Below are 22455 nucleotides of genomic sequence, written 5' to 3' on the forward strand. Positions count from 1 at the left end.
ACCCCCGCGACGGCGGTCAGCGGTGCGCGGTCACCACCTGCGCGACAGCCGCCCGCTCTGCGTCGCTCGGTTCGGCGATGGCCATCCGGCAGTGCGTGTCGACCACGTCGAGCACGCGGTAGGCCTCCTTCATGCGGGCCATATCCCCTCCGATGAGGGCGACCACGTCGTCGACGGCTGCCTGGGCGGCGCTGATGGCGGCGGCATCGCCGGAGCGCCCGGCGTCAGCGAGGGCACGGAACGGCTTGGGAGTGACGGACGACACCCCGGAGACGACGCCCTGCGCACCCACGCCGACGGCGGCGATGAGGTCGCGGTCGGCGCCGGTGTAGAGGTCGAAGTCCTCCGGCACCGCGGCGCGGTACGCGGCGATGTCGTCCAGGGAGAGTTCGCTGATCTTCGCGCCGACGACGTTCGGCAGCGCGGCCAGACGCACCAGCAGCTCGGGCGTGACGCTGTTGCCGCTGCGGGCGGGATAGATGTACACGTAGAGGCGGCCATCCTCCACGGCCTCGGACACCGCTCGGTAGTACGCGAAGATCTCGTCGTCCGTCGCCGGCAGGTAGTACGGGGTGAGGGCGGCGAACTCGGTCGCGCCGAGAGCACGCGCGACACGTGTCAGCCGCACGGCCTCGTAGGTGCTCGGACGGCCCACGTGCACGATGACCCGCATCCGGTCATCGAGCTCGGCGAGGGCAGCCTGCACGAGCGCCTCGAATTCCGCGGCGTCCACGGCGGGGAACTCGCCGGTGGTGCCGAGGATGAAGGCACCCTCGTTGCCCGAGTCGGCCACGAACCGGAAGATCGCACGCGATCCCTCGAGGTCGAGGGTTCCGTCGCGATGGAACGCGGTGGGAACGGCGGTCAGGATGTCGTAGCGGGTCACTTCTCGGTCTCCTCGGAGGTCGTGCTCGTGCGGTTCTTGCGGGTCTTGGCCTCACGGCGCGTGGGAGCGTCGACGTTCCGCACGGTGGAGGTGAGCAGATCGGGCTGCGCCGCGAGCTCGTCGTGCGCCTTCTCGATCTGCACGATGCTGTCGGTGTGGAGGATCGAGTCCTCCAGCGACGCGCGCTCCCCGCGGGGCTTGCGGGCGGCGCGGATCGCCGGCATCACGATCGAGAGCACGGCCAGCGCGAGCAGCACGAGCGCGATCGGGCTGACGACCTCGAAGAAGGGGCGCGTCGGGAGGATCGCCAGCGTGCGGGCGAGGTTCTCCTCGGCGAGCGGCCCGAGCAGCAGACCGAGCACCACGGGACCGGCCGGAACCTGCATGCGCTTGAGCAGCACGCCGATGACGCCGAAGACGAGCATCGTCACCACGGTGGAGAGACTGTTGGACGTGGCATACGTGCCGATGATGCAGAAGATCAGGATGCCGCTCCACAGGTACGGCTGCGGCACGTCGAGCAGCTTCACCATGCCCTTCATGCGCACCAGGCTCAGCGCGAGCGACAGGATCGTCGCGACGAGCATGATGCCGACGATCGAGACGACGAGGTCGGGACGGTTGGTGAAGAGTGTCGGACCGGGCGTGATGCCCCAGATGATCATCGACCCGATCATGACCGCCATGACGGAGTCGCCGGGGATGCCGAGTGCCATCGTCGTGGTGAGCGAGCCACCGAGCGTGGCGCTGGAGGCGGTGTCACTGGCGGCGACGCCCTCGATCGAGCCCTTGCCGAACATCTCGGGGTGCTTGGAGGCTTTGCGCGCCCGCTCCCAGCCGATGAGCCCGGCGATGTCACCACCGGCTGCGGGGATGAGCCCGACGCCGAGTCCGACAGCACCGCCGACCGCGGTCGCGCGCCCGCTCTGCTTCAGCTCCGCGCGGTTCGGCCACCACCGGCCGAGGCTCGAGATCGGCCGGACGTGCGATTTCCGGTGCGTGAGCAGCTGGTCGAACAGCTCGGCGATGCCGAAAAGGCCGATGATCACGGCGATGAAGTTCACGCCCTCGACGAGTTCCAGCACGCCGAACGTGAAGCGCTGGTCGGCGGTGGCCGCGTAGGTTCCGACGCTGCCGAGCATCAGCCCGAAGAGGCCGGCGAGGATGCCCTTGAGCATCGACTTGGACGAGATGCCGATCATGATCGCGATGCCGAAGACGACGAGGGCGAACAGCTCGGGAGACTTGAAGTAGTCGCGGGCGAAGCTGGCGATCGGCACGGCGGCGACCGAGAACAGCACGAGCGAGGCGAGGATTCCGACCGCCGACACGATCGCGGAGATCGTGAGCGCGAGGCCCGCTCTGCCCTGCTTGGCCATCGGGTAGCCGTCCAGCGTGGTGGCGATGGATGCCGGCGTTCCCGGGGTGTTGATCAGGATGGACGGCACCCGGTCCCCGAAGTTCGCCGCGACATAGATCGTCAGCAGCACGGCGAGGCCCTGCACGGGCTCGAGGGTCATGGTGAAGCCGGCGGCGAGCGCGACGGCCATGGTCGCCGTGATGCCGGGGAAGGCGCCGACCATGAAGCCGAGCACGAGACCCACGAGCATGTACAGCAGGATCGAGATGTCGAGGAGCGAGTTCAGCCCCTCCAGGAGCGCGTTCACAGGGGGATCCTCAGGAGCATGCCGAACACGACGTAGACGAACGCCGTGACGGAGACGGAGTAGATGACGAGGCTGAGCCAGCGGCGGTGGCCGTAGAGGAGCATGAGCGCTGCCATGAGCAGGGCGCAGGCGACCGGGAAGACCTCGATCCGGTAGCCGAACAGGATGACCGAGCCGAGCGACCAGAGGGCGATGAACGCGCTGGCGATCGCGAGTGTCGCGATCACGCGGAGGACGCCACCGGGCTGGATGCGCTCGAGGTCCTCACGGGTGGGCGCGGGACGCGTGATCGCCACGGCGAGCAGCGCGATCGCGACCACGACGCCGGACACGCCGATCACGAGCGGCCAGAAGCGGGCGTCGATCTGGCCGGGGGCAGCTTCGCGGCGCAGCGGGATCTGCGTGGCGAGGAAGAGATAGCCCGCGGTGAACGCGAGGGCCACGACGGCGAACGCGATCTCGAGGGGCCGGGAGGCGGGTGCGCCCTGGTACTCGGCCTGGGCAGCCGACTCGCCGGCGGTGTCGGGAGTGGTCATGGTGCTCCTTCGTCAGAGGTGCGCGGTGGGGCCGGGTGGCCGGCCCCACCGGAGTTCTCAGCCCAGGAGGTCCTGGAACAGCGCGAACTGGTCCTCGACGTAGCCGGTCCATTCGGCGGAGTCGCGGTAGACGACCAGGTTCCCGGCATCCGCCTGGAACTTCTGGTAGCTGTCGGACTCGACGGCCTCCTTGACCGCGTCCTCCAGCGTGGACTTCACGTCGTCGGGCAGACCGGCGGGTGCGTAGATACCACCCCAGCCGCCGAACACGACCTCCTCGCCGATCGCCTCCTCGACGGTCTCGACGTCTTCCGCGTCGGGATGACGCTCGTCGTTCATGACCGCGAGGATGCGGACGGCGTCGCCCTGCGCGAGCGCCTCGCCGAGTCCGGAGACGGCCGCGACGGTCTCACCGGAGGCTGCCGCGGCGACCGCCGTGGCGCCGCCGTCGTAGGGCACCGGGGTGAATTCGGCGTCGGTCGCCTCCCCGAGGCCCAGCGTCGCTGCCTCCCAGATGGAGCCGGCGCCGGAGTTGGCGACCGTGGCGGCGCCGGCCTTGGCCTGGGTCACGAGGTCGTCGAGGGTCTCGATGCCGCTGTTCGCGCCGACCGTGATGACACCGGGTGCGAGCATGATCTGGCCGAGCAGATCGTAGTCCTCCGGCAGCACGTCCGCGCTCTGCGTGGTGTTCAGCATCGCGATCTCGACCGGCGCGAATCCGATGACGTAGCCGTCCGGGTCCTGCGAGCCGACGTACTCCATCGCGAGCGCTCCTGCCGCGCCGGGCATGTTCTCCGGGATCACGCTGACACCGAGGATCTTCTCCAGCTCCGTGGCGAGCGCGCGCGACGAGAGGTCGGATCCTCCGCCGGGGTTGGCCTGGATGATCAGCCGGATGTCCTTCTCGGGAAAGGCCGACGCGGCGTCTTCGCCCTCTTCGACCTTGGTGCAGGCCGAGACGATGAGAGCGGTGGCGGCGAGGGCGGCGATCGCGGCGGCCGCCCTGGTGATGCGCTTGCGGGGCATCTTTGCTCCTCTACGTGGGTCGACCTTGTTGTCGACTCACCGAGGCTACCAGTGTTGACTGTTAACAGTCAACACTGGTAGCACTCTGCCCCTCCGGGGTCTAGCCGGCCGTGGCGTTCTCGAACGCCCGCATCGCCGCATCCTGTGCATCGGCCAGCGCCTCCTCCGGCGACTTGTCGCCGAGGAGCGCGGCTGTGACCGCGTTGTTGAGCTCGTTCTGGATCTCCTGGCCGGCAGGAGAGGATCCGAACGACTGCCCGTAGTCGACCACGTCGTAGTACGTGGAGATGACCTGGTCGAACCCGGCGTTGCCGCTGTCCGTGACGAACTTCTCGCGGATCGCCTGATCCGACGCAGGAGAGCCCGTGAACAGGCCGGTGTTGATACCGCCATCGGTCTCCAGCGTCTTCGCCCGCGCCTCTCCCGCAGCCATCCAGGCGTCGTCGGAGGTGAGCTCCACCATCCAGGCGCACGCCGCGGCCGGGTTCTTCGCCCCGACCGGGATCACGAACGCCGTGCCGGAGGCCACGGAGAACGGCTCTCCGTCGGCATTGCGGAACGGCACCGCTTCGAGCTGGATCTGGTCGGCGTACGGACCCAGCACGTTCGGATACCACTGCGCGTTCACCTGTGCTCCGACCTGCTCCGCCACGAACTGGTTCTGGTCTCCGAAGGAGTCGAACGAGTCGGTGAAGCTCTTCACGGCCGCGAATCCGCCCTGCGCATCCGTGATCTGCTTGAGCATCTCGATGCCGGCCACGTTGCTCGGGTCATCCAGAGTCGGCGCACCCTTGTCGTCGTTGAGCTGCCCGCCCATGCCGAGGATCCACAGCCCCGCCTGGCCCGTCGCGACGGGGTCGAAGCCCAGCCGCGACGGCACCCCGCCGGACTCCTGGTACATCTTCTCCACGGCGCCGAGCAGCACATCGGGCTTCGAGGTGTCGATCTCCTCCGCCGTCACGCCCGCCTCATCCAGCACGGCCTTGTTCAGCAGGATCGCCGGCGGCTGGTAGAACTGCGGCACCGCCCACGTCGCGTCCTCGTAGGCGACGTCGTCGACCACGAACGGATACCAGTGATCGCGTGGCGACACGTCCTGCGCGGCGAAGCACTCGTCGAGCGGCATGATCAGGTCCTGCGCCGCGTAGGTGGTCACGTAGCGGCGATCCATCTGCACGACATCGGGCACGTCGCCGCTGGCGATGCGCGTGGTGAACTTCTGCGCGTCGAAGGCGGTCGCGTCGAGGTCGACCTCGACGTCCTTCAGCTGCGCGGCGGCATAGTCCATGCGCGAGGTTCCGACGTCGTCGGCGTTCTCGAATCCCCACGCCTTGAGCGTGCCGCTCGGCTCCGACGCGAAGTCCGCATCGGCGGCCTCGTCGCCGCCCCCTCCGCCGCCGCAGCCGGCCAGGACGAGGACCGTCGCCGCGGCGACCGCCGTGATTCCCAGAATGCGAGTGCGCATGTCTGCTCCTTTCGATGGGTGGTTCGGTGTCATCCCTTGCGCCCCTGCGTCGCGACGCCCTCGATGAAGGAGCGCTGCCCGAAGGCGAAGAGGATCAGCATCGGCAGGGTCACGATCAGCGATGCGACCATGACGTACTGGTAGTCGCCGTGCCCACCGGCCGTGGGGCTGTACTTCGTCATGGCGTAGGCGATGCCCAGCGGTGCGGTGAATTCATCGACCGACCCCGCGTTCAGGTAGATCAGCGCCGCCTGCAGGTTGTTCCAGCTGGCCTGGAACTCGAACAGGAACACGATCACGAACGAGGGGATCGACAGCGGCATCGCGATGCGCCAGAACAGCCCCCAGGAGCTGGCGCCGTCGAGCCGGGCTGCTTCGAAGAGCTCGCGCGGCAGGCCGAGGAAGAACTGGCGCTGCAGGAAGATGTAGAACGCCGAGCCGAAGAGGTTCATCCCCCACAGCGGCACCCACGTGCCCAGCAGACCGGTCTCCTTCCAGATCAGGTAGATCGGGATCATCGTGACGGCGCCCGGCAGCATCATGGTCGCGAGCACGAGCCCGAACAGCAGACCCCGCCCGGGGAAGCGGAAGTACGCGAAGCCGAACGCGACGATCGAGCTCGAGATCGCCACGGCTCCCGCCGCGAGCAGCGCGATCGCGATGCTGTTGCCCATCCAGCTCAGCAACGGCAGCTGATTCCACACCTCGACATAGTTCTCCGGCACGAGGGTCTTCGGGATGAGGGCGTTGTCGAAGACCTCGCCGCGGGGTTTCAGGCTCGCCGCGATCAGCCAGACGAACGGATACAGGAAGAGCAGCGCGAACAGCACGAGGATCACGTTCAGCACGATGCGGCCGGCCAGCGAGGTCGGCTGTCCGAGGCGACGGCGCCACCGTGCGCGCTGCGGGACCGTGGTCGTGAAAGTTCCCGGGGTGCCCTCCGGCTCGGCGTCGATCGGGACCTGACGCAGCGTCTGGGACATCAGCGGTCTCCCTCGTAGTAGACGAAGCGGTTGCCGACTTTCACCTGGATCAGGGTGATGAGCATGATGATCACGAACAGCAGCCAGGCCATCGCGGCCGCGAACCCGAAGTTGAACTGCCGGAATGCCTGCTGGAACAGGTAGATCGCGTAGAAGAGCGACGCCTCCGGCGAGGAGTTGCTCTGATCTCGCCAGAACAGCAGATACGCCTGGTCGAAGATCTGGAACGCCGCGATCGACAGGACGATCACGTTGAAGAACATCGCCCCGGAGATCATCGGCAGGGTGATCGAGAAGAACTTCCGGATCGGCCCCGCCCCGTCGAGCGACGCGACCTCGTAGAGCTCGACAGGGACGTTCTTGAGCGCGGCGAGGAAGATCACCATGGTGCCGGCCACTGTCCACAGCGTCATCAGGACGATGCTCGGCTTGACCCATGCCGGGTCCACCAGCCACTGCGGACCCTCGATGCCGAACAGGCGCAGGAACTGGTTCACCGCGCCGGAGTTGCCGTTGAGCAGGAGGAAGAAGACCGCGGCCGTGGCGACGGCCGGCGTCATCTTCGGCAGGTAGTAGAGCACGCGGAAGAATCCGGCTCCGCGGCCGACCCTGTTCAGCAGGAGAGCGAGCACCAGCGCGAAGACGATCTCCAACGGCACGGCCATGACCACGAAGAACAGGGTGTTGGCGAGGGAGACGCCGACACGGGGGTCCTCGAAGAGGTTCGCGTAGTTGTCGATGCCGACCGGACGCGCACTGTTGGTTGCCAGGTTGTAGCTGCTGAACGAGATGTACAGGCTGTAGACCATGGCGCCGGCGGTGAAGACGAGGAACCCGATGATCCAGGGCGAGATGAAGAGGTAGCCCGCGATGGCCTCGCGGCGGTTGTAGCGGTCCCTCGTGCGTGATCGGAGAGGCATCCCCGCCTCCTTCCTGCTGAATCCGGGCGCGCCGGGGCACGCCGAAGAGACCGTGGTGACCGCCGTCGGCGGACACGCGGAGTGTCGGTCCCGGACGCCCTGCTGCGCGAATGGGGGAGGCTCAGAAGCCGGTCCGGTCCTTGAGAGGGATGCTAGATCCGGCGAACCGTTTCGGCACAGGGCTTGCGCAGAACCGTTTCCTGTGTTTCGCCTGAACGCGTTTCGGGGTGCCGCGGGGTCAGCGCGCGCCGACCTCGTTCAGCATCCGCTCCCTGGCGCCGTCGAGGTGCGCGGACAGGACTGCTGCCGCCTCGGACGCCGTTCCGGTGCGCATCACCTGGAGCAGCTTGACGTGGTCGGCGGACGATTCGTGCAGGTCCTCGTCGTGATTGATCGTGACCTCGAGGAGCGCCGTGAAGGTGGGGAGGTACTGATTCCACGCGCCTTCCAGCCGCGGATGGTCGGCGAGGGCGTAGATCTGCGAGTGGAACTCGAGGTCGGCCGTGACGAAGGCGGCGTGGTCGCCGGCGTCAGCGGCCTCTGCCATCCGCTCGACCGAGGCCGTGATCGCCGACCAGCGCGCCTCCTCGTCGACCCGCATGGCGCGGGACAGGGCGAGCTGCTCGAGGGCGCCGCGGAGGCTGTACAGCTGGTCGACGTCGTCCTGGGTGAGCCCGACGATGTAGACGCCGCGCGGACGCTGCACTTCGACGAGCTTCTCGAAGCTGAGCTGGGTGAGAGCGTCGCGGACGGGTCCGCGGCTGACGGAGAACTCTTCGGCGAGGGCTTCTTCGGTGATGCGGGCACCGGGGGCGAGCTCGCCCCGCACGATGCGTTGCCGCAGAACCCGCGCGACCTGTTCGCCCAGTGATTCGCGCTTCACGGTCTGCGTCATGCAACCTCCTGTTAACAGTTGACAGGATACACACCGGACGCGGTTCGGCCGCTAGGCGCTCCCTCGCGGGTCCCAGAGCACGACGTCAGTCGAGCGGCGCAGACGCCGCCCGGTCGGCATGGGCACCACGCCGGCCGAGCCCGCGGCGAAGACGCGCACACCCGGGCGGTTCTCCCGCTCGGCGCGCAGAGCGCTCTCGAGCACCGCGATGCGGTCGCGCAGTGCCCTGTTCTCGTCTTCGAGGTCGAGCAGGCGGGCGATCGCGGGGAGGCTCATCCCCTCCGAGGAGAGCTGGGCGACCTCGCGCAGCTGTTCGATGTTGCGCGTGGAGTAGCGCCGCGATCCGCCGGGCGTCCGGCCGGGCACGACCAGACCGATGCGGTCGTACTGCCGGAGGGTCTGAGGGTGCAGACCGGAGAGCTCGGCAGCGGCGGCGATCGCGAACACCGGAGTGTCGGCGTTCATCACGTGCTCCTCTCTCCTTCCTCTCGACGCCGGCGGAGGCGCGTCATCGGCGCGCCTTCGCCATCAGCTCGGCCCGCGGGTTCTCCTTGGGCTCGAGTTCCTGGAACTTCTCCAGTGCGGCACGAGCGGCGTCGTCGAGGTGCGTCGGCACCGCGACCTGGAGCTCGGCGAGGAGGTCTCCGGTCCCCTTCGAGGTCTTGACTCCGCGGCCCTTGACGCGCAGCACCCGCCCGGAGGGGGTGCCAGGGGCGACACGGAGCTTGACCACGTCGCCGCTGAGCGTCGGGACCTCGATCGTCGCACCGAGGGTCGCCTCGGTGAACGTCACCGGGACGACGACGCGCAGGTTGAGGCCGTCGCGCGTGAAGACGGGGTGCGGACGGACCGTGATCTGCACCACGATGTCACCGCTCTCGCCGCCGTCCGGCGAGGGACGACCGCGGCCGCGCAGACGGATCTTCTGCCCGTCCGCCACACCCGCAGGGATCTTCACCTTGAATGGCTTGCCGTCCTCGCCCTGCAGCGAGATCGTCTCCCCCTGCACGGCGGTCGCGAAGTCCAGCGTGGTGCGGGCGGTCACGTCGGCGCCGCGCTGCGGACCGCCGAAGCCGCGATAACCGCCGCTCGGCTGTCCGAAGCGACCGCCGCCGAAGCTGGCACCCTGCCCCTGATTGAACATCGCGAAGATGTCCTCGAAGTCCGCGGTCTGCCCTCGGCCCTGCTGACCGAAACGGCTGAAGACGTCTTCGAAGCCGCCTGCGCCCTGGCCGCTCGCCGTGAAGCGGGCGCCCGAGCCCATCGCGCGGATCTCGTCGTACTCCTTGCGCTGTTCGGCGTCGGAGAGAACCGAGTAGGCCTCGCTGATCTCCTTGAACTTCGCCTCCGCCTTGGCATCACCCTGATTGGAGTCCGGGTGGTACTTCCGCGCGAGCTTGCGATACGTCTTCTTCAGATCCGCATCGCTGACGTCCTTGGAGACCCCGAGGGTCTTGTAGAAGTCCTTGTCGAACCAATCCTGGCTGGCCATCGATCACCTACTCCGCAGGAACGGCGACGACGACCTTCGCAGGGCGCAGCTCGACGTCACCGAGGCGGTAGCCCACCTCGACGACCTCGAGGATCGTGGTCTTCTCGGCGCCGGGGGTCGGCTGCTGGAAGATGGCCTCATGGCGCTGGGGGTCGAACTCCTCGCCCTTCTCGCCGTATGCGACCACTCCGAGGCGCTCGACGACCGCGCGCACCTTCTCGGCGATAACGGCGAAGGGCGTACCTTCCACCAGATCACCGTGCTGGGCCGCGCGATCGAGGTCGTCGAGCACGGGGACCAGGCCCTTGGCGGCCTCGCCCTTCGCCCGCTCGATCTCGACCTGCCGCTGCTCTTCGGTGCGGCGACGGTAGTTGGCGTACTCGGCCTGCAGACGCTTGAGGTCGTTCAGCAGAGTGGACTCGAGGTCGGCGAGCACGGCGTCCTCCGCCGCGGCCTCGCCGGTCTGCGTCGCACCGAGGATGTCGTCGACCGTCAGGTCATCCGGGGCGCCGTCGACAGGAGTCTCGTCCGCCCCCTCGGCAGCCTTCGCCTCGGTGGAGTCCGGGTTCTGCGGCGCGGGGCCGGATGCCTGAGCATCCGACCCCTCGCTGCGACCTTCGGCGGACTCAGGAAACTGGTTCTCGTCGAAGTTCTTGTCGGTCATGGTTACTTCTTCTCGTCCTCGTCGTCGACGACCTCGGCGTCGATGACGTCCTCCTCGGAGGAGGGGGCGTCACCGGTCGGGGCCTCGCCGTCAGTCGAAGCGCCGGCAGCGGCATCCGCCTGCGAGGAGGCGTAGATCGCCTCGCCGAGCTTGGACTGCGACTGGTTGAGCTTGTCGAACGCGGTCTTCACGGCCTCGTCGTCTTCGCCCGCCAGCGCCGTCTTGAGCGCGTCGACGTCGGCCTTGACCTCGGTCTTCACGTCTTCGGGCAGCTTGTCGTCGTTCTCGGTGATGAGCTTGTCGATCGAGTACGCGAGCGTCTCGGCCTGGTTGCGGACCTCGGCGGCCTCGCGACGCGCCTTGTCCTCGGCCGCGTGCTCCTCGGCCTCGCGCACCATGCGCTCGATGTCCTCCTTCGACAGCGAGGAGCCGCCGGAGATGACGATCGACTTCTCGGTGCCGGTGCCCTTGTCCTTGGCGGACACGTGCACGATGCCGTTGGCGTCGATGTCGAAGGTGACCTCGATCTGCGGGATGCCACGGGGAGCCGGAGCGATACCCGTCAGCTCGAACGTGCCGAGCGGCTTGTTGTCGCGGGTGAACTCGCGCTCACCCTGGAAGACCTGGATCGCGACGGACGGCTGGTTGTCGTCTGCCGTGGTGAAGGTCTCGCTGCGCTTGGTCGGGATGGCCGTGTTGCGCTCGATGAGCTTGGTCATCATGCCGCCCTTGGTCTCGATGCCGAGGCTGAGCGGGGTGACGTCGATGAGGAGGACGTCCTTACGCTCACCCTTCAGGACACCGGCCTGCAGGGCGGCGCCGACGGCAACGACCTCGTCCGGGTTGACGCCCTTGTTCGCGTCCTTGCCGGTCTCGCGCTTGACGAGCTCGGCGACCGCGGGCATACGCGTCGATCCACCGACGAGCACGATGTGGTCGATCTCGGACACCTTGATGCCGGCTTCGCGGATGACGTCCTCGAACGGCTTCTTGGTGCGGTCGAGCAGATCCTTCGTGAGGTCCTCGAACTTCGCGCGGGTGATGGTCTCGGACAGCGACACGGGGCCGGAGTCGGTCAGCGACAGGTACGGCAGGTTGATGCTGGTCGAGGTCGAGGAGGAGAGCTCCTTCTTCGCCTGCTCCGCAGCTTCCTTGAGGCGCTGCAGGGCGATCTTGTCACCCGAGACGTCGACGCCCGTGGTCTCCTTGAACTGCTTGATCAGGTAGTCGACCAGGCGCTGGTCCCAGTCGTCTCCACCGAGACGGTTGTCACCGGCGGTGGCGCGCACCTGGATCGTGGAGAAGTCGTCGTCCTTGCCCACCTCGAGCAGCGAGACGTCGAACGTTCCACCACCCAGGTCGAAGACCAGGATGAGCTCGTCTTCCTTACCCTTGTCGAGGCCGTACGCCAGAGCGGCGGCGGTCGGCTCGTTGATGATGCGCAGGACGTTCAGGCCTGCGATCTCACCGGCCTCCTTGGTGGCCTGACGCTCGGCGTCGTTGAAGTACGCGGGGACGGTGATGACCGCGTCGGTCACCGTGTCGCCCAGGTACGCCTCGGCGTCGCGCTTGAGCTTCATGAGGATGCGCGCGGAGATCTCCTGCGGCGTCCACTTCTTGCCGTCGACGTCGAAGGTCCAGTCGGTGCCCATGTGGCGCTTGACGGAAGCGATCGTCCGGTCGACGTTGGTGACGGCCTGGCGCTTCGCGGTCTCACCGACGAGCACCTCCCCGTCCTTGGTGAAGGCCACGACCGAAGGGGTCGTGCGGAAGCCCTCGGCGTTGGCGATGACCTTGGGCTCGCCACCCTCGAGGACGCTGACGACGGAGTTGGTGGTTCCGAGGTCGATACCGACAGCACGTGCCATGTGTTCTCTCCTTTGTTGGGAAGTCTGTTGTGGTCTGGAAATCTGCGGCGATCAGGGAAACCTGAGTCGCGATGGCTCAAGTGTACGCCGGGCCCGCCACCCTGTCAAATGAACTTGATATGAACTGACTCAACTTTGCCGGGAACCGCGCGAGGCTTCAGAAGGGCGGCGCGGTGATCACCCCTGCCCCGACCCCTTCGCGGCCTTCGCGGCCTTCGTCCTCTTCGGCGAAAGTGACGGTGTTCTGGCGCGGCGCCCGGTCGATGTACGTCGTCCCGCTCGGACTGGTCCACGCGTAGACCCCGTCGCCCATGGGCTCGACGGTCCACGGCGAGTGGTGCTTGAGCATGTGATGACGGCGGCAGAGGTGACCGAGGTTCGACTCGGCGGTCACCCCGCCGAGCGCGGCGTCGTGATGGTGGTCGATGTCACAGTCCGCGGGCGGGTACCCGCAGGTCGGGAATCGGCAGCGTTGATCCCGCGCTCGCAGATGTCGCCGCAGATCGGGTCCCGGTCGGTAGCGATCGACGGCGAGGAGCGCGCCCGTGACGGGATGGGTGAGGACCCGGTCCCACCCGGAGGCGGCACCGGCGAGACGGCGCGCGGTGACTGGATCGATCGGGACACGGCCGTTCAGCTCGGCGGGAGTCGTGTCGACTCCCATCAGCGTGGTGACGGGAACCGTGATGGACACCGATCCGCGAATCGCCGCCAAGGACCCGCCGGGACGATCGTGCCCGAGTGGCGCACCGGTGAGGAGCAGATCGAACGCGAGGTCGGCGCGAAGCTGGGCCAGCGTCCGCGGGTCGGCGTGCGCTTGCCCCCTCCCGGGCTGCTGCTCCCGCTCCTGTCCGGGCCGCTGCTCCTGTTTTTGCACGCGCTCCCGGGCTTCCTGCTCCTGCTCCTGCTCCTGCTCCTGCTCCTGCCCCTGCTCCTGCTCCTGCTCCTGCTGAGGCTGCTGCTCCGGCTCGTGCTGCTGCATGCTCCTGGCCATCTGCGTCAACCGGTCGAAGGCTCCGTGGACGAGCGCCGAAGGGCCGAGCATGCCGAGCTGCGACATCCCGTCTCCGACGTCTTTCACCCAGAGCGATCGCTTCTTGCGAGCGTCGCGGTGCCGCTCGTCGATCGACCGCGGCTGGAAGCGCTCCGCCACCCGCCTGGCCATCCTCGCCACCCCGGACGGCGCCTCGGTCTCGGCGAACGCGATCATCTGCGCGGAGTAGGCCGCGCGGCTCGCCGCGTCGTCGAGATGTTCGCCGGCCTCGCAGACGACCCGGGCGTGGGCGGCGCTGATGCGGCCTTCTCCCTGCGCCTCCCACACGAGCGGGAATCGCTCCACGAGCCACGTCGCGTCCGCCATCCGCCTCTGCACCGTCCTGTCGCTGATCCGCAGCGCCGCGGCGAACTCCGCAGCCACGGTGCGCGCGGACATCTCTCCATGATCGGGATGCTCCGCCTGCTCGGCGACCTGAAGCGCCAGGCGGGACCCCACCGCCAGGATGCCGTCGCGAGCAGCCTGCAGACGGCTGATCGTGCGCTCGACCTCGACGAGCGTCTCGGTGAGCGCCGCGAGCGCATCCACCTGCTCGAGAGTCGCGTCTGCCAATGCCGTCATACCTTCAGTGAACCAGGGGCCACCGACATTGAGATCCCCTGATCAGGCACGGAAAACGGTATATCGGAATGGCGCAGGATCAGCCGACGAGCAGGCGCGACCACACGGCGCGGTTGTCGTGCACGTAGCGCAGCGCCCTCGACCAGTGCTCGCCGTGGCCGTTCGCGTGCATCGATGCCCACGGCTCCTCCCCCGCCGACCGAGCGTCCTCCAGAAGAGCCAGCATCGCGGCCGTCCGCTCCTCCATCGCGCGGGGCAGAGCCCGACGCAGCGCGCGATCCGCCCCGTATCCGTCGACGAGCGCAGCGAGATCCCGCCCCGCAGCCTCCGGAGACCGGGCATCGTCGGACAGGGCGAAGGCCTGCGCCGCATAGGCGAGGTCCCAGAGGCGCGTGCTCGGAGCCGCGGCATCCCAGTCGATGAACGCCCAGCGGTCGCCGATGATGAGGTTCCAGGGCGCGAGATCGTTGTGACAGACGATATCGCCGGTCGGGGCGGGTATCGCCGTCTCCCACACGGCATCGATCGGGGGGACGTAGCGAGCGCTCACATCGTGGATCTCACGGATCATCGACCCGACGCGTCCCAGTTCGGCTGGAGTCAGCGGATCCGCCCCGATCGCCAGGGTGCCTGGCACGAACTCGACGACCTGGCGACCCTGCTCGTCCCGTCCGCGCGGCTCGGGCACGTCGACACCGGCCGATCGGAGTGCGCGCAGGAAGTGCTGGACGCTGGGAGTGGACGCCGACCAGGGCTTCCGCACGGAGTCGCCGACCCGCACCACCGTCCCGCTCGCGTTCCCGCCCGCCAGCTCCTCTTCGTCCACGCCTCGACGCTACCGCCCCGATGAGAGGTCATCTTGAAGCGATACTTGACCCTGACACTGTGGCAGACGGGAGAACAGAGACATGTTGTCCATCGGAGCGTTCGCGCAGATCGGCCAGGTGACCCACCGGATGCTCCGGCATTGGGACACGGCCGGGCTGCTCGTGCCCGCCCACGTGGACGAGTTCAGCGGCTACCGCTCCTACGACCCCGCGCAGCTCGAGCGTCTGCACCGGATCGTCGCCCTGCGGCAGCTCGGCTTCGGCCTCGATGCCATCTCCGCGATCCTCGAACAGGGGGTGGACGCGGAGCGCATCGGCGCCCTGCTGCGCATCCGCCGCGCGGAGGTCGAGCAGGAGCACCGGATCGCGGCCGGAAGACTCGTCGACGTGGAGAGGCGCCTCCACCTCATCGAGAAGGAGAAGCACATGTCGCCCATCGAGATCATCCAGAAGCCGCTGCCAACGGTGCGCCTCGCCGCCGTTCGCACGATCGTCCCGGATCAGCCCGCCGTCGCGGGGGTGGTGGGTCCGGCGTTCGACGCCGTGGCCGACGTCATCGGCGAGGAGTGCGGTTCGCTGACGACGCCGATCGCGCAGTACGAGACCCTCGAAGACGGACTGCAGGTGACCGCCGGTTACGCCTACTCCGGCCCAGCGAGGGAAGGGTTCGAGGTCGCCGAGCTTCCCGCTGAGGCGGACGCGGTCTGCGGGATCCACCTCGGCTCCATGGACCGCATCGCCGACAGCTGGCAGGCGATCCACGCGGAGATCATCGCCCGCGGACTGGTCCACGCCGGACCCTGCCGCGAACTCTACGTCCGTGCCCTCGGTGACGACCAGTCGGAATGGGTCACCGAGCTGCAGCAGCCGGTCAGGCGTCGCTGAGCGCCGGGACCGGGGTCACTTCCCGCCGGGAGGTCCGATCAGAAGCAGGATGACGTAGAGGGCGACGATCCCGACCGCGAGGAGCAGAGCGAGCACCCAGGGCCGCCGCAGGAACCATCGCATCAGTCGGTCGTACCAGCGGCGGTCCCGCGGGTCTTCGGTCGCGTCGAGCCGCCAGGCGCCGGCGAGCCGTCCCGTGCGGTGCAGCCAGATCTCCGTCGGGATGGTGGCGTACGGGATCACCGCGCTGACCACCGCGAGCGCCCCGACCCCGATGTGCCAGCGCTGGTTCAGCGCCACCAGGATCGCCGTGGCGGCATAGGCGAGGAAGACGAAACCGTGGATGCCACCGCCGACCGTCACCACCACGCCGGGCGCACCGACCGCGCGCGCGATCATCGCGGCGATGAGGATCGTCCAGGTGATCGCCTCCGCGATGGCGAGGACTCGGAACAGACGGTCGGGCGAGCGGAACACAGAACTCCTCGGGTGGGGGTGTCTCCACCGTATCCGGCGACCCTATGGACGACCTCGCGGAATACCACGACGGAGGACGACGTTGCCGAAGGCATGGTGACAGTGGATGCGGACGCGCTCTCGCAGGTGCTCGGCGCCGTCGACCTGCGCATCGGCATCGCCCGGCGCGTGTCCCTGGACGCCAGATCGCTGCTGCCGATCCCGTCCGACGCCATCACGCTCGTCTATGTGGCGTCGGGAGGCGTGCACGGGCACCCACCTCTCGGCGACGGGTGCCGACTCGACATCGAGCCGGAATCGCAGCGCATCACGGTCGACTCGGAGATCCGCCGCGACCGTCTCGTCGCCGGAGACGCCTTCCTGTCTCTCGGCGGGTCCCCGTTCGCCCTCGAGACGGAGGGCGACACGAGCCTGATGATGGTCGACCTCGAACTCGCGGACGCGACATCGCCGCTGCGCGCCCTGCTCCCGCCGTTCCTCACCGTGACCGGGTTCGACGCACTCGAACCGGCCGCGGCCGCGCTCGCCGAGAACATGGGGCTGGTCGATCCGGCGTCGTGCCCCGTGCGGCAGGGCGATCCCATCATCTGCCGCATGATGGCGCAGACCGTGCTGCTGTCGGTCATCCGCGCCTGGGCTGCGAACGGCTGCGCCCCCGCTGGCTGGCCGTCGCTATCGAACGATCCGTTCCTCGATCGTGTGCTGGACGCCATCCGTGAGGAGCCCGGACGGGACTGGACGGTCGAACGCCTCGCCGGGATCAGCGCCATGTCACGGTCGACCTTCGCGGAGCGCTTCCGTACCGCTGTCGGCCGCTCCCCCGCGGACTACGTCACCGAGGTGCGCATCGACGCGGCCAAGCGGATGCTGGACGCCGGACGATCCGTGTCCGACATCTCGCGCGAGCTGGGCTACGCCTCCGACGAGGGCTTCAGCCGGGCGTTCCGCCGCCGCACCGGCGTGACCCCGTCCTCCTGGCGCCTCGCCCACCGGATCCCCGTCCCCGCCTGACCCCGCCCGCCCCTCCGCCTGCACGCCCCTCCGCCTGCACAACTTCGGAGACCTGCACAACTTCGGACACCTGCACAACTTCGGACACCTGCACAACTTCGGAGACCTGCACAACTTCGGAGACCTGCACAACTTCGGAGACCTGCACAACTTCGGAGACCTGCACAACTTCGGAGACTTAGGCGCGACACGCCGTGAGTGCAGCCGGATCGACGGCGTGTCGCCTGGGATCTCCGAAGTTGTGCGCGCGCGGAGCGGGGCCGGGTCAGGCGGCCCGGGTGCTGACCCGGTTCGAGGCTCCGAAGAGCAGGGCTCCGGCGAGGAGGGCGATCGCGCCGACCAGGTACACGAGCTCGACGCTCAGGGTGTCGACCAGGAGGCCGCCGACGCCGGCCGCGAGCGTGATCGCGCCCTGGAAGCCGACCACGACCAGGCTGCCACCGGCCTCCAGCCGATCCGGCATCCGGTGCCCGACCCACGTGTTCACGACGATCAGCCAGGACGAGAAGAAGAAGCCCCACACCAGCACGACGACGCCCACCCCGATGATCGACCCCGAGAACAGGATCATCGACAGGACCGACACCGCGATCACCAGGGGAGCGAACACGGCGAAGAACGCGAACGTCCGGTCGATCACCAGCCCGATCGAGATGTTGCCGAGCAGGCCGCCGACCCCGAACAGCGCCAGCAGCACGACGATGGTCGACGCGTCGACATCCGGGATCCGCTCCAGCGCGAGACGGACGTAGGTGTAGGCGAGGAAGTGCCCGAGCACCACGAGCACATGCCCGACCATGCCGAGCCCGATACCGGGACGGCGGAGGGTGTCGACCAGGAGACGCAGGCTCGACGCCCGCTCCGCCGGGACCGAGGGGAGCGCTACACGCAGCACCGCGGCCAGCACCACCATGAGCACGCCCGCGATCGCGAACACCATGCGCCAGTCGACCAGCTCGCTGAGCATGACGCCGAGGGGGACCCCGGCGACGGTGGCGACGGAGACGCCGGCCGAGGTGAACATCACTCCGCGGCCGAGATGCTCCGGCCCGGCGAGCCGAGCGGCGACCGTGATCGACATCGCCCAGAACGCGCTGATCGCCGCCCCCAGCAGGAACCGCGCCAGCAGGACGATGATGAGGTTCGGTGAGATCGCGACGATCAGGTTCGACACCGCGGCGGCGAGCGCCATCCAGATCAGCAGCGACCGGCGGTCGAGGCGCGGGAAGATCAGGCCCACCGTGGGGGCGACGACGAGACCGACCAGCGCGGTCACCGTGACCGTCTGACCCGCCTGCCCCGGGGTGACCCCGAGCCCATCGGCCATCTCGGTGAGCACGCCGTTGGGCAGGAACTCCGCTGTGACCAGCAGGAAGCCCATCATCATCAGGGCGATGAGCCCGCCGTAGCGGATGCGCGCGGCGCGGGAGGTCGATGTCGTCGGGACAGGGGCGGTCGTCGTCATGGTTCCACGCTCCCACCACGGCGGACCCCACGCCCGACCGGTCGTCCGCCGCACCCGACCGATCGTCCGACGACGCGCGCGCCTTCGTCAGCAGCGGCGCTGCGAGGAACTCTGGACAACCCTGCCGCGCACCCCTAGGCTCGACGACGCACCGGGAATCGCCCGGGAAGCCCGAGCGGAAGGAGCCCACGACATGATCACCGTCTTCGTCGCGCTCTCCGCCGACCACTTCCCCTTCGAGGCCACCCGCTCCTGATCGCCGTGGCCTCCCCTCCCGGAGCCACATCGTGTCTGATCTCTTCGCTTCCTCGGAAGCCGCGTCCTTCGACGCCTCTCCCTTCGAATCCCTCGAAACCGAACTCTCCTTCGCCGACGTCGAACCCGGCGAAGACCAGCGCTGGTCGACCTGGCCCGCGATCACCCCATCCGAACGCGGGCCGGAGCCCTGGCCGGCGTGGGTCGTGACCTCGGCCGGCGCGCTCGACACGGAGCGCGGCATCCTCAAGACCGGCAAGGAAGCGGACGTGTTCCTGCTCGAACGGGCCGTGCCCGGCGACCCCGCACAGCGGACCCTCCTCGCCGCCAAGCGCTACCGCAGCGCCGAGCACCGCAGCTTCCACCGGTCGTCGATGTACACGAAAGGACGCGGCACCCGGAACACCCGTGACACCAGGGCGCTCGCCAGGAAGTCGGAGCACGGCCGCGAGGTCGCCGCGGCGCAGTGGTCGTTCGCCGAGTTCGAGGCGCTGTGCCGGATGTGGGAGCTCGGCGCCCCCGTCCCCTACCCCGTGCAGGTGAACGGGACCGAGGTGCTGATGGAGTTCCTCGGCGATGCGGACGGCATCGCCGCGCCACGACTCGCGCAGGTGCGGGGCGACCGCGCCGAGCTGCAGGAGTACTACGCGCAGGTGGTCGACCTGATGCGAATCTTCGCCGCCGCCGGATTCGCCCACGGCGACCTGTCCGCATACAACCTGCTCGTGCACGAAGGGCGGGTGCGGGTGATCGACCTCCCGCAGATCGTGGATGTGATCGCCAACCCCCAGGGCCTCGACCTCCTGCATCGGGACTGCGTCAACATCTGCGACTGGTTCACCCGCCGCCGGGTCGACTGCGACCCCGAGGCCCTGTTCGCCGACCTCCTCGGGACCCTGTTCTGACTCCCGGGGTCAGGAGGCGAGTCGGGCGGCGAGAAGGGTCACCAGCTCGTAGACGACATGGCTCGCGGCGATCCCGGTCATCTGGGCGTGATCGTACGCCGGCGACACCTCCACGACGTCCGCGCCGACGATGTCCCGCTCGCGCAGGGCACGGAGGATGCGCAGCAGCTCGCGGCTCGTGAGCCCACCGGCCTCGGGGGTCCCCGTGCCGGGCGCGTGCGCGGGATCGAGCACGTCGATGTCGATCGAGACGTACAGCGGCTTGTCACCGATGCGGGTGAGGATGCGGTCGATCGCCGCCTCCACCCCGTGCTCCTCGATGTACTCGCTGGACACGATGGAGAAGCCGAGGCGCTCGTCGTCCTCGAGATCCTGCTTGGAGTACAGGGGCCCGCGGGTTCCGACGTGGCAGCTCGCGGTGAGGTCGATCAGCCCCTCCTCGCTCGCGCGACGGAAGGGGGTGCCGTGCGTGATGGGGGCCCCGAAGTAGGTGTCCCACGTGTCCAGGTGCGCGTCGAAGTGGAGGACCGCGACGGGACCGTGCTTCGCGGCCACCGCACGCAGCAGGGGAAGGGCCACGGTGTGGTCGCCGCCGATCGCGACGAGGCGCTGCACCTGCTCGCCGAGCGCCAGCGCCGCGCGCTCGACCTCGGTCACGGCCTCGGTGAGGTCGAAGGGGTTCACGGGGATGTCCCCCGCATCCACCACCTGGGCGAGCTGGAACGGCGACACGTCCTGCGCGGGGTTGTAGGGGCGCAGCAGCCGGGACGACTCCCGCACGTGGGACGGGCCGAAGCGGGTGCCGGGGCGGTAGCTCACCCCGGAGTCGAACGGGATGCCGACCACGGCGATGTCGGCGCGCGGCACGTCCTCGATGCGGGGCAGGCGGGCGAAGGTGGCGATGCCGGAGTACCGCGGGTTCACGGAGGCGTCGACGGGGCCGATGTTGTCGGTCATTTCTCGTTCCTGTTCGTCGGGAGGTGGGTCTCAGAGGGCGTGCTGCGGGATGTGCACGAGCTGCACCCCGCCGTCGGCGATGGCCGCGCGGATGCTCGGAGCGATGTCGGCGCGCGATGCCACCCGTCGCCCGGTCGCCCCGAAGGCCGTGGCCAGGGCGGCCCAGTCGGGCTGCACGAGGTCGACGCCGACGGGCGCCATGCCGCGGTCGAGCTCGTTCTGCCGGATCTCCGCGTACCCGCCGTTGTCCACGCACACCACGGTGACGTCGAGGCGCTGCTCGACGGCGGTGACGAGCTCGTTCACGCAGAACATCAGGGCGCCGTCGCCGATCACGGTGACGACCGGGCGTTCCGTCTGCGCGACCGCCGCACCGATCGCGGCGGGGAGGCCGTAGCCGAGCGTGGCGTAGGTCGGCGTGTAGAGAAGGGAGTGCGGATGCTCCTGCCGCAGCACGCTGCCGAGCGCCATGTACACGATCTGAGAGGAGTCGCCCGCGACGATCGCCTCGGCCGGAAGGGCGGCGGCGATGACCTCGGCGAGCGCGACGGTGTCCGGCGCCGTCTCTCGGGACTCGGCCTCGATCGCGGCCCGCTCGGCCGTGAAGTCACGGGCGGGGTGGGCGGCGTCGGGCAGCAGCGCGAGAAGGGCGTCGGTCACCGCGGCCGCGTCTCCGGTGAGGCCGACGGTCGCCGCGAGGTTCTTGTCGCGCTGCTTCGGGGAGATGTCGATGCGGATCACGGCACCGCGCGCCTCGAGCCACGGCGCCCAGAGCTCCGCCTCGCCCAGCTTCGAGCCCACGACGAGGAGCACATCCGCGTCTTCGGCCACGGCGCGGGCGGCGGCGAGACGCAGGTTCGAGCCGAGCGCCAGCGGGTGGTGCTCGTCGAGCACGGCCTTGCCGTTCAGGGTCGTGAGCACGGGAGCTCCGAGCCGTTCGGCCACCGCGGCGACCTGGTGCGCGGCGTCCACCGCACCCCCACCGGCCACGATCACCGGGCGGCGGGCGGCGGACAGCAGCCGGGCGGCCTCGGCGAGCGCAATCGGATCCCCGGAGACACGGTCGGGCATCGGCCACGGCCTCCGGTCCTCGGCGGGCACGGCGGCGGGCGCCTCCAGCACGTCGAGCGGGATCTCTATGTGCACGGGCCGAGGACGGCCGGTGCGGAACAGATGGAACGCGTCGTGCACGGCCTGCACGGCCTCCGCCGCGGTCGACACCCGTCGCGACCACTCCGCGATCGCACCGACCATGGCCGTGGCGTCCTTGGTCTCGTGCAACGTGCCGACGTCGGCGAACTCCGCTCCGAGCGGCACCCCCGGGGACAGGACGATGAGCGGTCGCGACTCGCAGAACGCGGTGCCGATTGCGCTCATCGCGTTCTGCAGACCGGGACCGGAGGTGGTTATCACCACACCGGGAAGGCCGGTCTGCTGGGACCAGCCGTCGGCGCCATACCCGGAGCCCTGCTCGTGCCGGTTCGTCACGGCGCGGATGCCGAGGTCGGCGAGGGGCCGGTAGAACTCCAGGTTGTGCGTGCCGGGGATGCCGAAGATCGCGGTGACGCCGTAGCCGCGGATGGTCTCCAGGACCGCACGGCCCGCGGTGTCGGCGTACCGGTCGTCCCCGGTCGTGTCGGTGCTCTCGGTGCTCAT

Annotated in this window: 21 protein-coding genes; 3 read left to right on the plus strand and 18 right to left on the minus strand. The window is 68.9% G+C overall.

Going from position 1 to position 22455, the window contains the following annotated elements:
• Window positions 1-16: 16 nt before the first annotated feature.
• From CSX12_RS17280 to CSX12_RS17345, 14 genes are all read right to left on the minus strand, one after another.
• Entirely contained in the window at window positions 17-886 is an 870-nt protein-coding gene (locus CSX12_RS17280; RefSeq protein WP_124896609.1) for a dihydrodipicolinate synthase family protein, read from the minus strand.
• A complete protein-coding gene (locus tag CSX12_RS17285; protein WP_124896610.1) occupies window positions 883-2553 on the minus strand; it encodes a tripartite tricarboxylate transporter permease in 1671 nt (556 codons plus the stop codon). Before CSX12_RS17285 ends, CSX12_RS17280 begins: the two co-directional genes overlap by 4 nt.
• Window positions 2550-3089, minus strand: a complete 540-nt coding sequence (locus CSX12_RS17290; RefSeq protein ID WP_124896611.1) for a tripartite tricarboxylate transporter TctB family protein — start codon at window positions 3087-3089, stop codon at window positions 2550-2552. Before CSX12_RS17290 ends, CSX12_RS17285 begins: the two co-directional genes overlap by 4 nt.
• A gap of 57 nt (window positions 3090-3146) precedes the next feature.
• On the minus strand, window positions 3147-4115 hold the full coding sequence (locus tag CSX12_RS17295; protein WP_124896612.1) for a tripartite tricarboxylate transporter substrate binding protein: 969 nt from the start codon (window positions 4113-4115) through the stop codon (window positions 3147-3149).
• 100 nt (window positions 4116-4215) lie between these two features.
• A complete protein-coding gene (locus tag CSX12_RS17300) occupies window positions 4216-5580 on the minus strand; it encodes an extracellular solute-binding protein (RefSeq protein ID WP_124896613.1) in 1365 nt (454 codons plus the stop codon).
• A gap of 29 nt (window positions 5581-5609) precedes the next feature.
• On the minus strand, window positions 5610-6563 hold the full coding sequence (locus tag CSX12_RS17305; protein WP_124896614.1) for a carbohydrate ABC transporter permease: 954 nt from the start codon (window positions 6561-6563) through the stop codon (window positions 5610-5612).
• On the minus strand, window positions 6563-7483 hold the full coding sequence (locus CSX12_RS17310) for a sugar ABC transporter permease (RefSeq protein WP_124896615.1): 921 nt from the start codon (window positions 7481-7483) through the stop codon (window positions 6563-6565). The genes CSX12_RS17305 and CSX12_RS17310 overlap by 1 nt, the downstream gene beginning before the upstream one ends.
• A gap of 238 nt (window positions 7484-7721) precedes the next feature.
• Window positions 7722-8378 (minus strand): GntR family transcriptional regulator, encoded by a 657-nt coding sequence (locus tag CSX12_RS17315; RefSeq protein WP_124896616.1) that lies wholly within the window; start codon window positions 8376-8378, stop codon window positions 7722-7724.
• Between the two features lie 51 nt (window positions 8379-8429).
• Window positions 8430-8843: a MerR family transcriptional regulator gene (locus tag CSX12_RS17320; protein ID WP_017203505.1), complete on the minus strand. Its 414-nt coding sequence runs from the start codon at window positions 8841-8843 to the stop codon at window positions 8430-8432.
• A gap of 43 nt (window positions 8844-8886) precedes the next feature.
• Window positions 8887-9870, minus strand: coding sequence for a DnaJ C-terminal domain-containing protein (locus CSX12_RS17325; RefSeq protein ID WP_017203506.1), 984 nt, complete (start codon window positions 9868-9870; stop codon window positions 8887-8889).
• A gap of 7 nt (window positions 9871-9877) precedes the next feature.
• Window positions 9878-10534: a nucleotide exchange factor GrpE gene (locus CSX12_RS17330; RefSeq protein WP_017203507.1), complete on the minus strand. Its 657-nt coding sequence runs from the start codon at window positions 10532-10534 to the stop codon at window positions 9878-9880.
• Window positions 10535-10536: 2 nt separating this feature from the next.
• Complete coding sequence (gene dnaK, locus CSX12_RS17335) at window positions 10537-12402, minus strand: molecular chaperone DnaK (RefSeq protein ID WP_124896617.1); 1866 nt, start codon at window positions 12400-12402, stop codon at window positions 10537-10539.
• 157 nt (window positions 12403-12559) lie between these two features.
• Complete coding sequence (locus CSX12_RS17340; RefSeq protein ID WP_124896618.1) at window positions 12560-14017, minus strand: HNH endonuclease signature motif containing protein; 1458 nt, start codon at window positions 14015-14017, stop codon at window positions 12560-12562.
• A 79-nt stretch (window positions 14018-14096) separates the two neighbouring features.
• On the minus strand, window positions 14097-14843 hold the full coding sequence (locus CSX12_RS17345) for a phosphotransferase (protein ID WP_124896619.1): 747 nt from the start codon (window positions 14841-14843) through the stop codon (window positions 14097-14099).
• 82 nt (window positions 14844-14925) lie between these two features.
• Here CSX12_RS17345 and CSX12_RS17350 point away from each other — a divergent pair, with 82 nt between their 5' ends.
• Entirely contained in the window at window positions 14926-15729 is an 804-nt protein-coding gene (locus CSX12_RS17350; RefSeq protein ID WP_124896620.1) for a MerR family transcriptional regulator, read from the plus strand.
• Window positions 15730-15744: 15 nt separating this feature from the next.
• Here the strand turns inward: CSX12_RS17350 and CSX12_RS17355 are convergent, their stop codons facing one another.
• Window positions 15745-16206 carry a DUF3817 domain-containing protein gene (locus CSX12_RS17355; RefSeq protein ID WP_124896621.1) on the minus strand — a complete coding sequence of 154 codons (462 nt, stop codon included), beginning with the start codon at window positions 16204-16206 and terminating at the stop codon, window positions 15745-15747.
• A 93-nt stretch (window positions 16207-16299) separates the two neighbouring features.
• Here CSX12_RS17355 and CSX12_RS17360 point away from each other — a divergent pair, with 93 nt between their 5' ends.
• The gene (locus tag CSX12_RS17360) at window positions 16300-17217 is read left to right on the plus strand and encodes an AraC family transcriptional regulator (protein WP_124896622.1); all 918 of its coding nucleotides are present in this window, start codon (window positions 16300-16302) and stop codon (window positions 17215-17217) included.
• A gap of 265 nt (window positions 17218-17482) precedes the next feature.
• Here CSX12_RS17360 and CSX12_RS17365 read toward each other — a convergent pair whose 3' ends face one another.
• Window positions 17483-18682, minus strand: a complete 1200-nt coding sequence (locus CSX12_RS17365; protein WP_124896623.1) for an MFS transporter — start codon at window positions 18680-18682, stop codon at window positions 17483-17485.
• A 287-nt stretch (window positions 18683-18969) separates the two neighbouring features.
• Here CSX12_RS17365 and CSX12_RS17370 point away from each other — a divergent pair, with 287 nt between their 5' ends.
• Window positions 18970-19842, plus strand: coding sequence for an RIO1 family regulatory kinase/ATPase (locus tag CSX12_RS17370; RefSeq protein WP_124896624.1), 873 nt, complete (start codon window positions 18970-18972; stop codon window positions 19840-19842).
• Between the two features lie 9 nt (window positions 19843-19851).
• Here CSX12_RS17370 and speB read toward each other — a convergent pair whose 3' ends face one another.
• Both speB and CSX12_RS17380 read right to left on the minus strand, forming a co-directional pair.
• A complete protein-coding gene (speB, locus tag CSX12_RS17375) occupies window positions 19852-20799 on the minus strand; it encodes an agmatinase (RefSeq protein WP_124896625.1) in 948 nt (315 codons plus the stop codon).
• A gap of 30 nt (window positions 20800-20829) precedes the next feature.
• The gene (locus CSX12_RS17380) at window positions 20830-22455 is read right to left on the minus strand and encodes a thiamine pyrophosphate-dependent enzyme (RefSeq protein ID WP_124896626.1); all 1626 of its coding nucleotides are present in this window, start codon (window positions 22453-22455) and stop codon (window positions 20830-20832) included.

Origin of the sequence: Microbacterium sp. Y-01 (assembly GCF_003856715.1) — a bacterium.
GTDB lineage: Bacteria > Actinomycetota > Actinomycetes > Actinomycetales > Microbacteriaceae > Microbacterium > Microbacterium algeriense.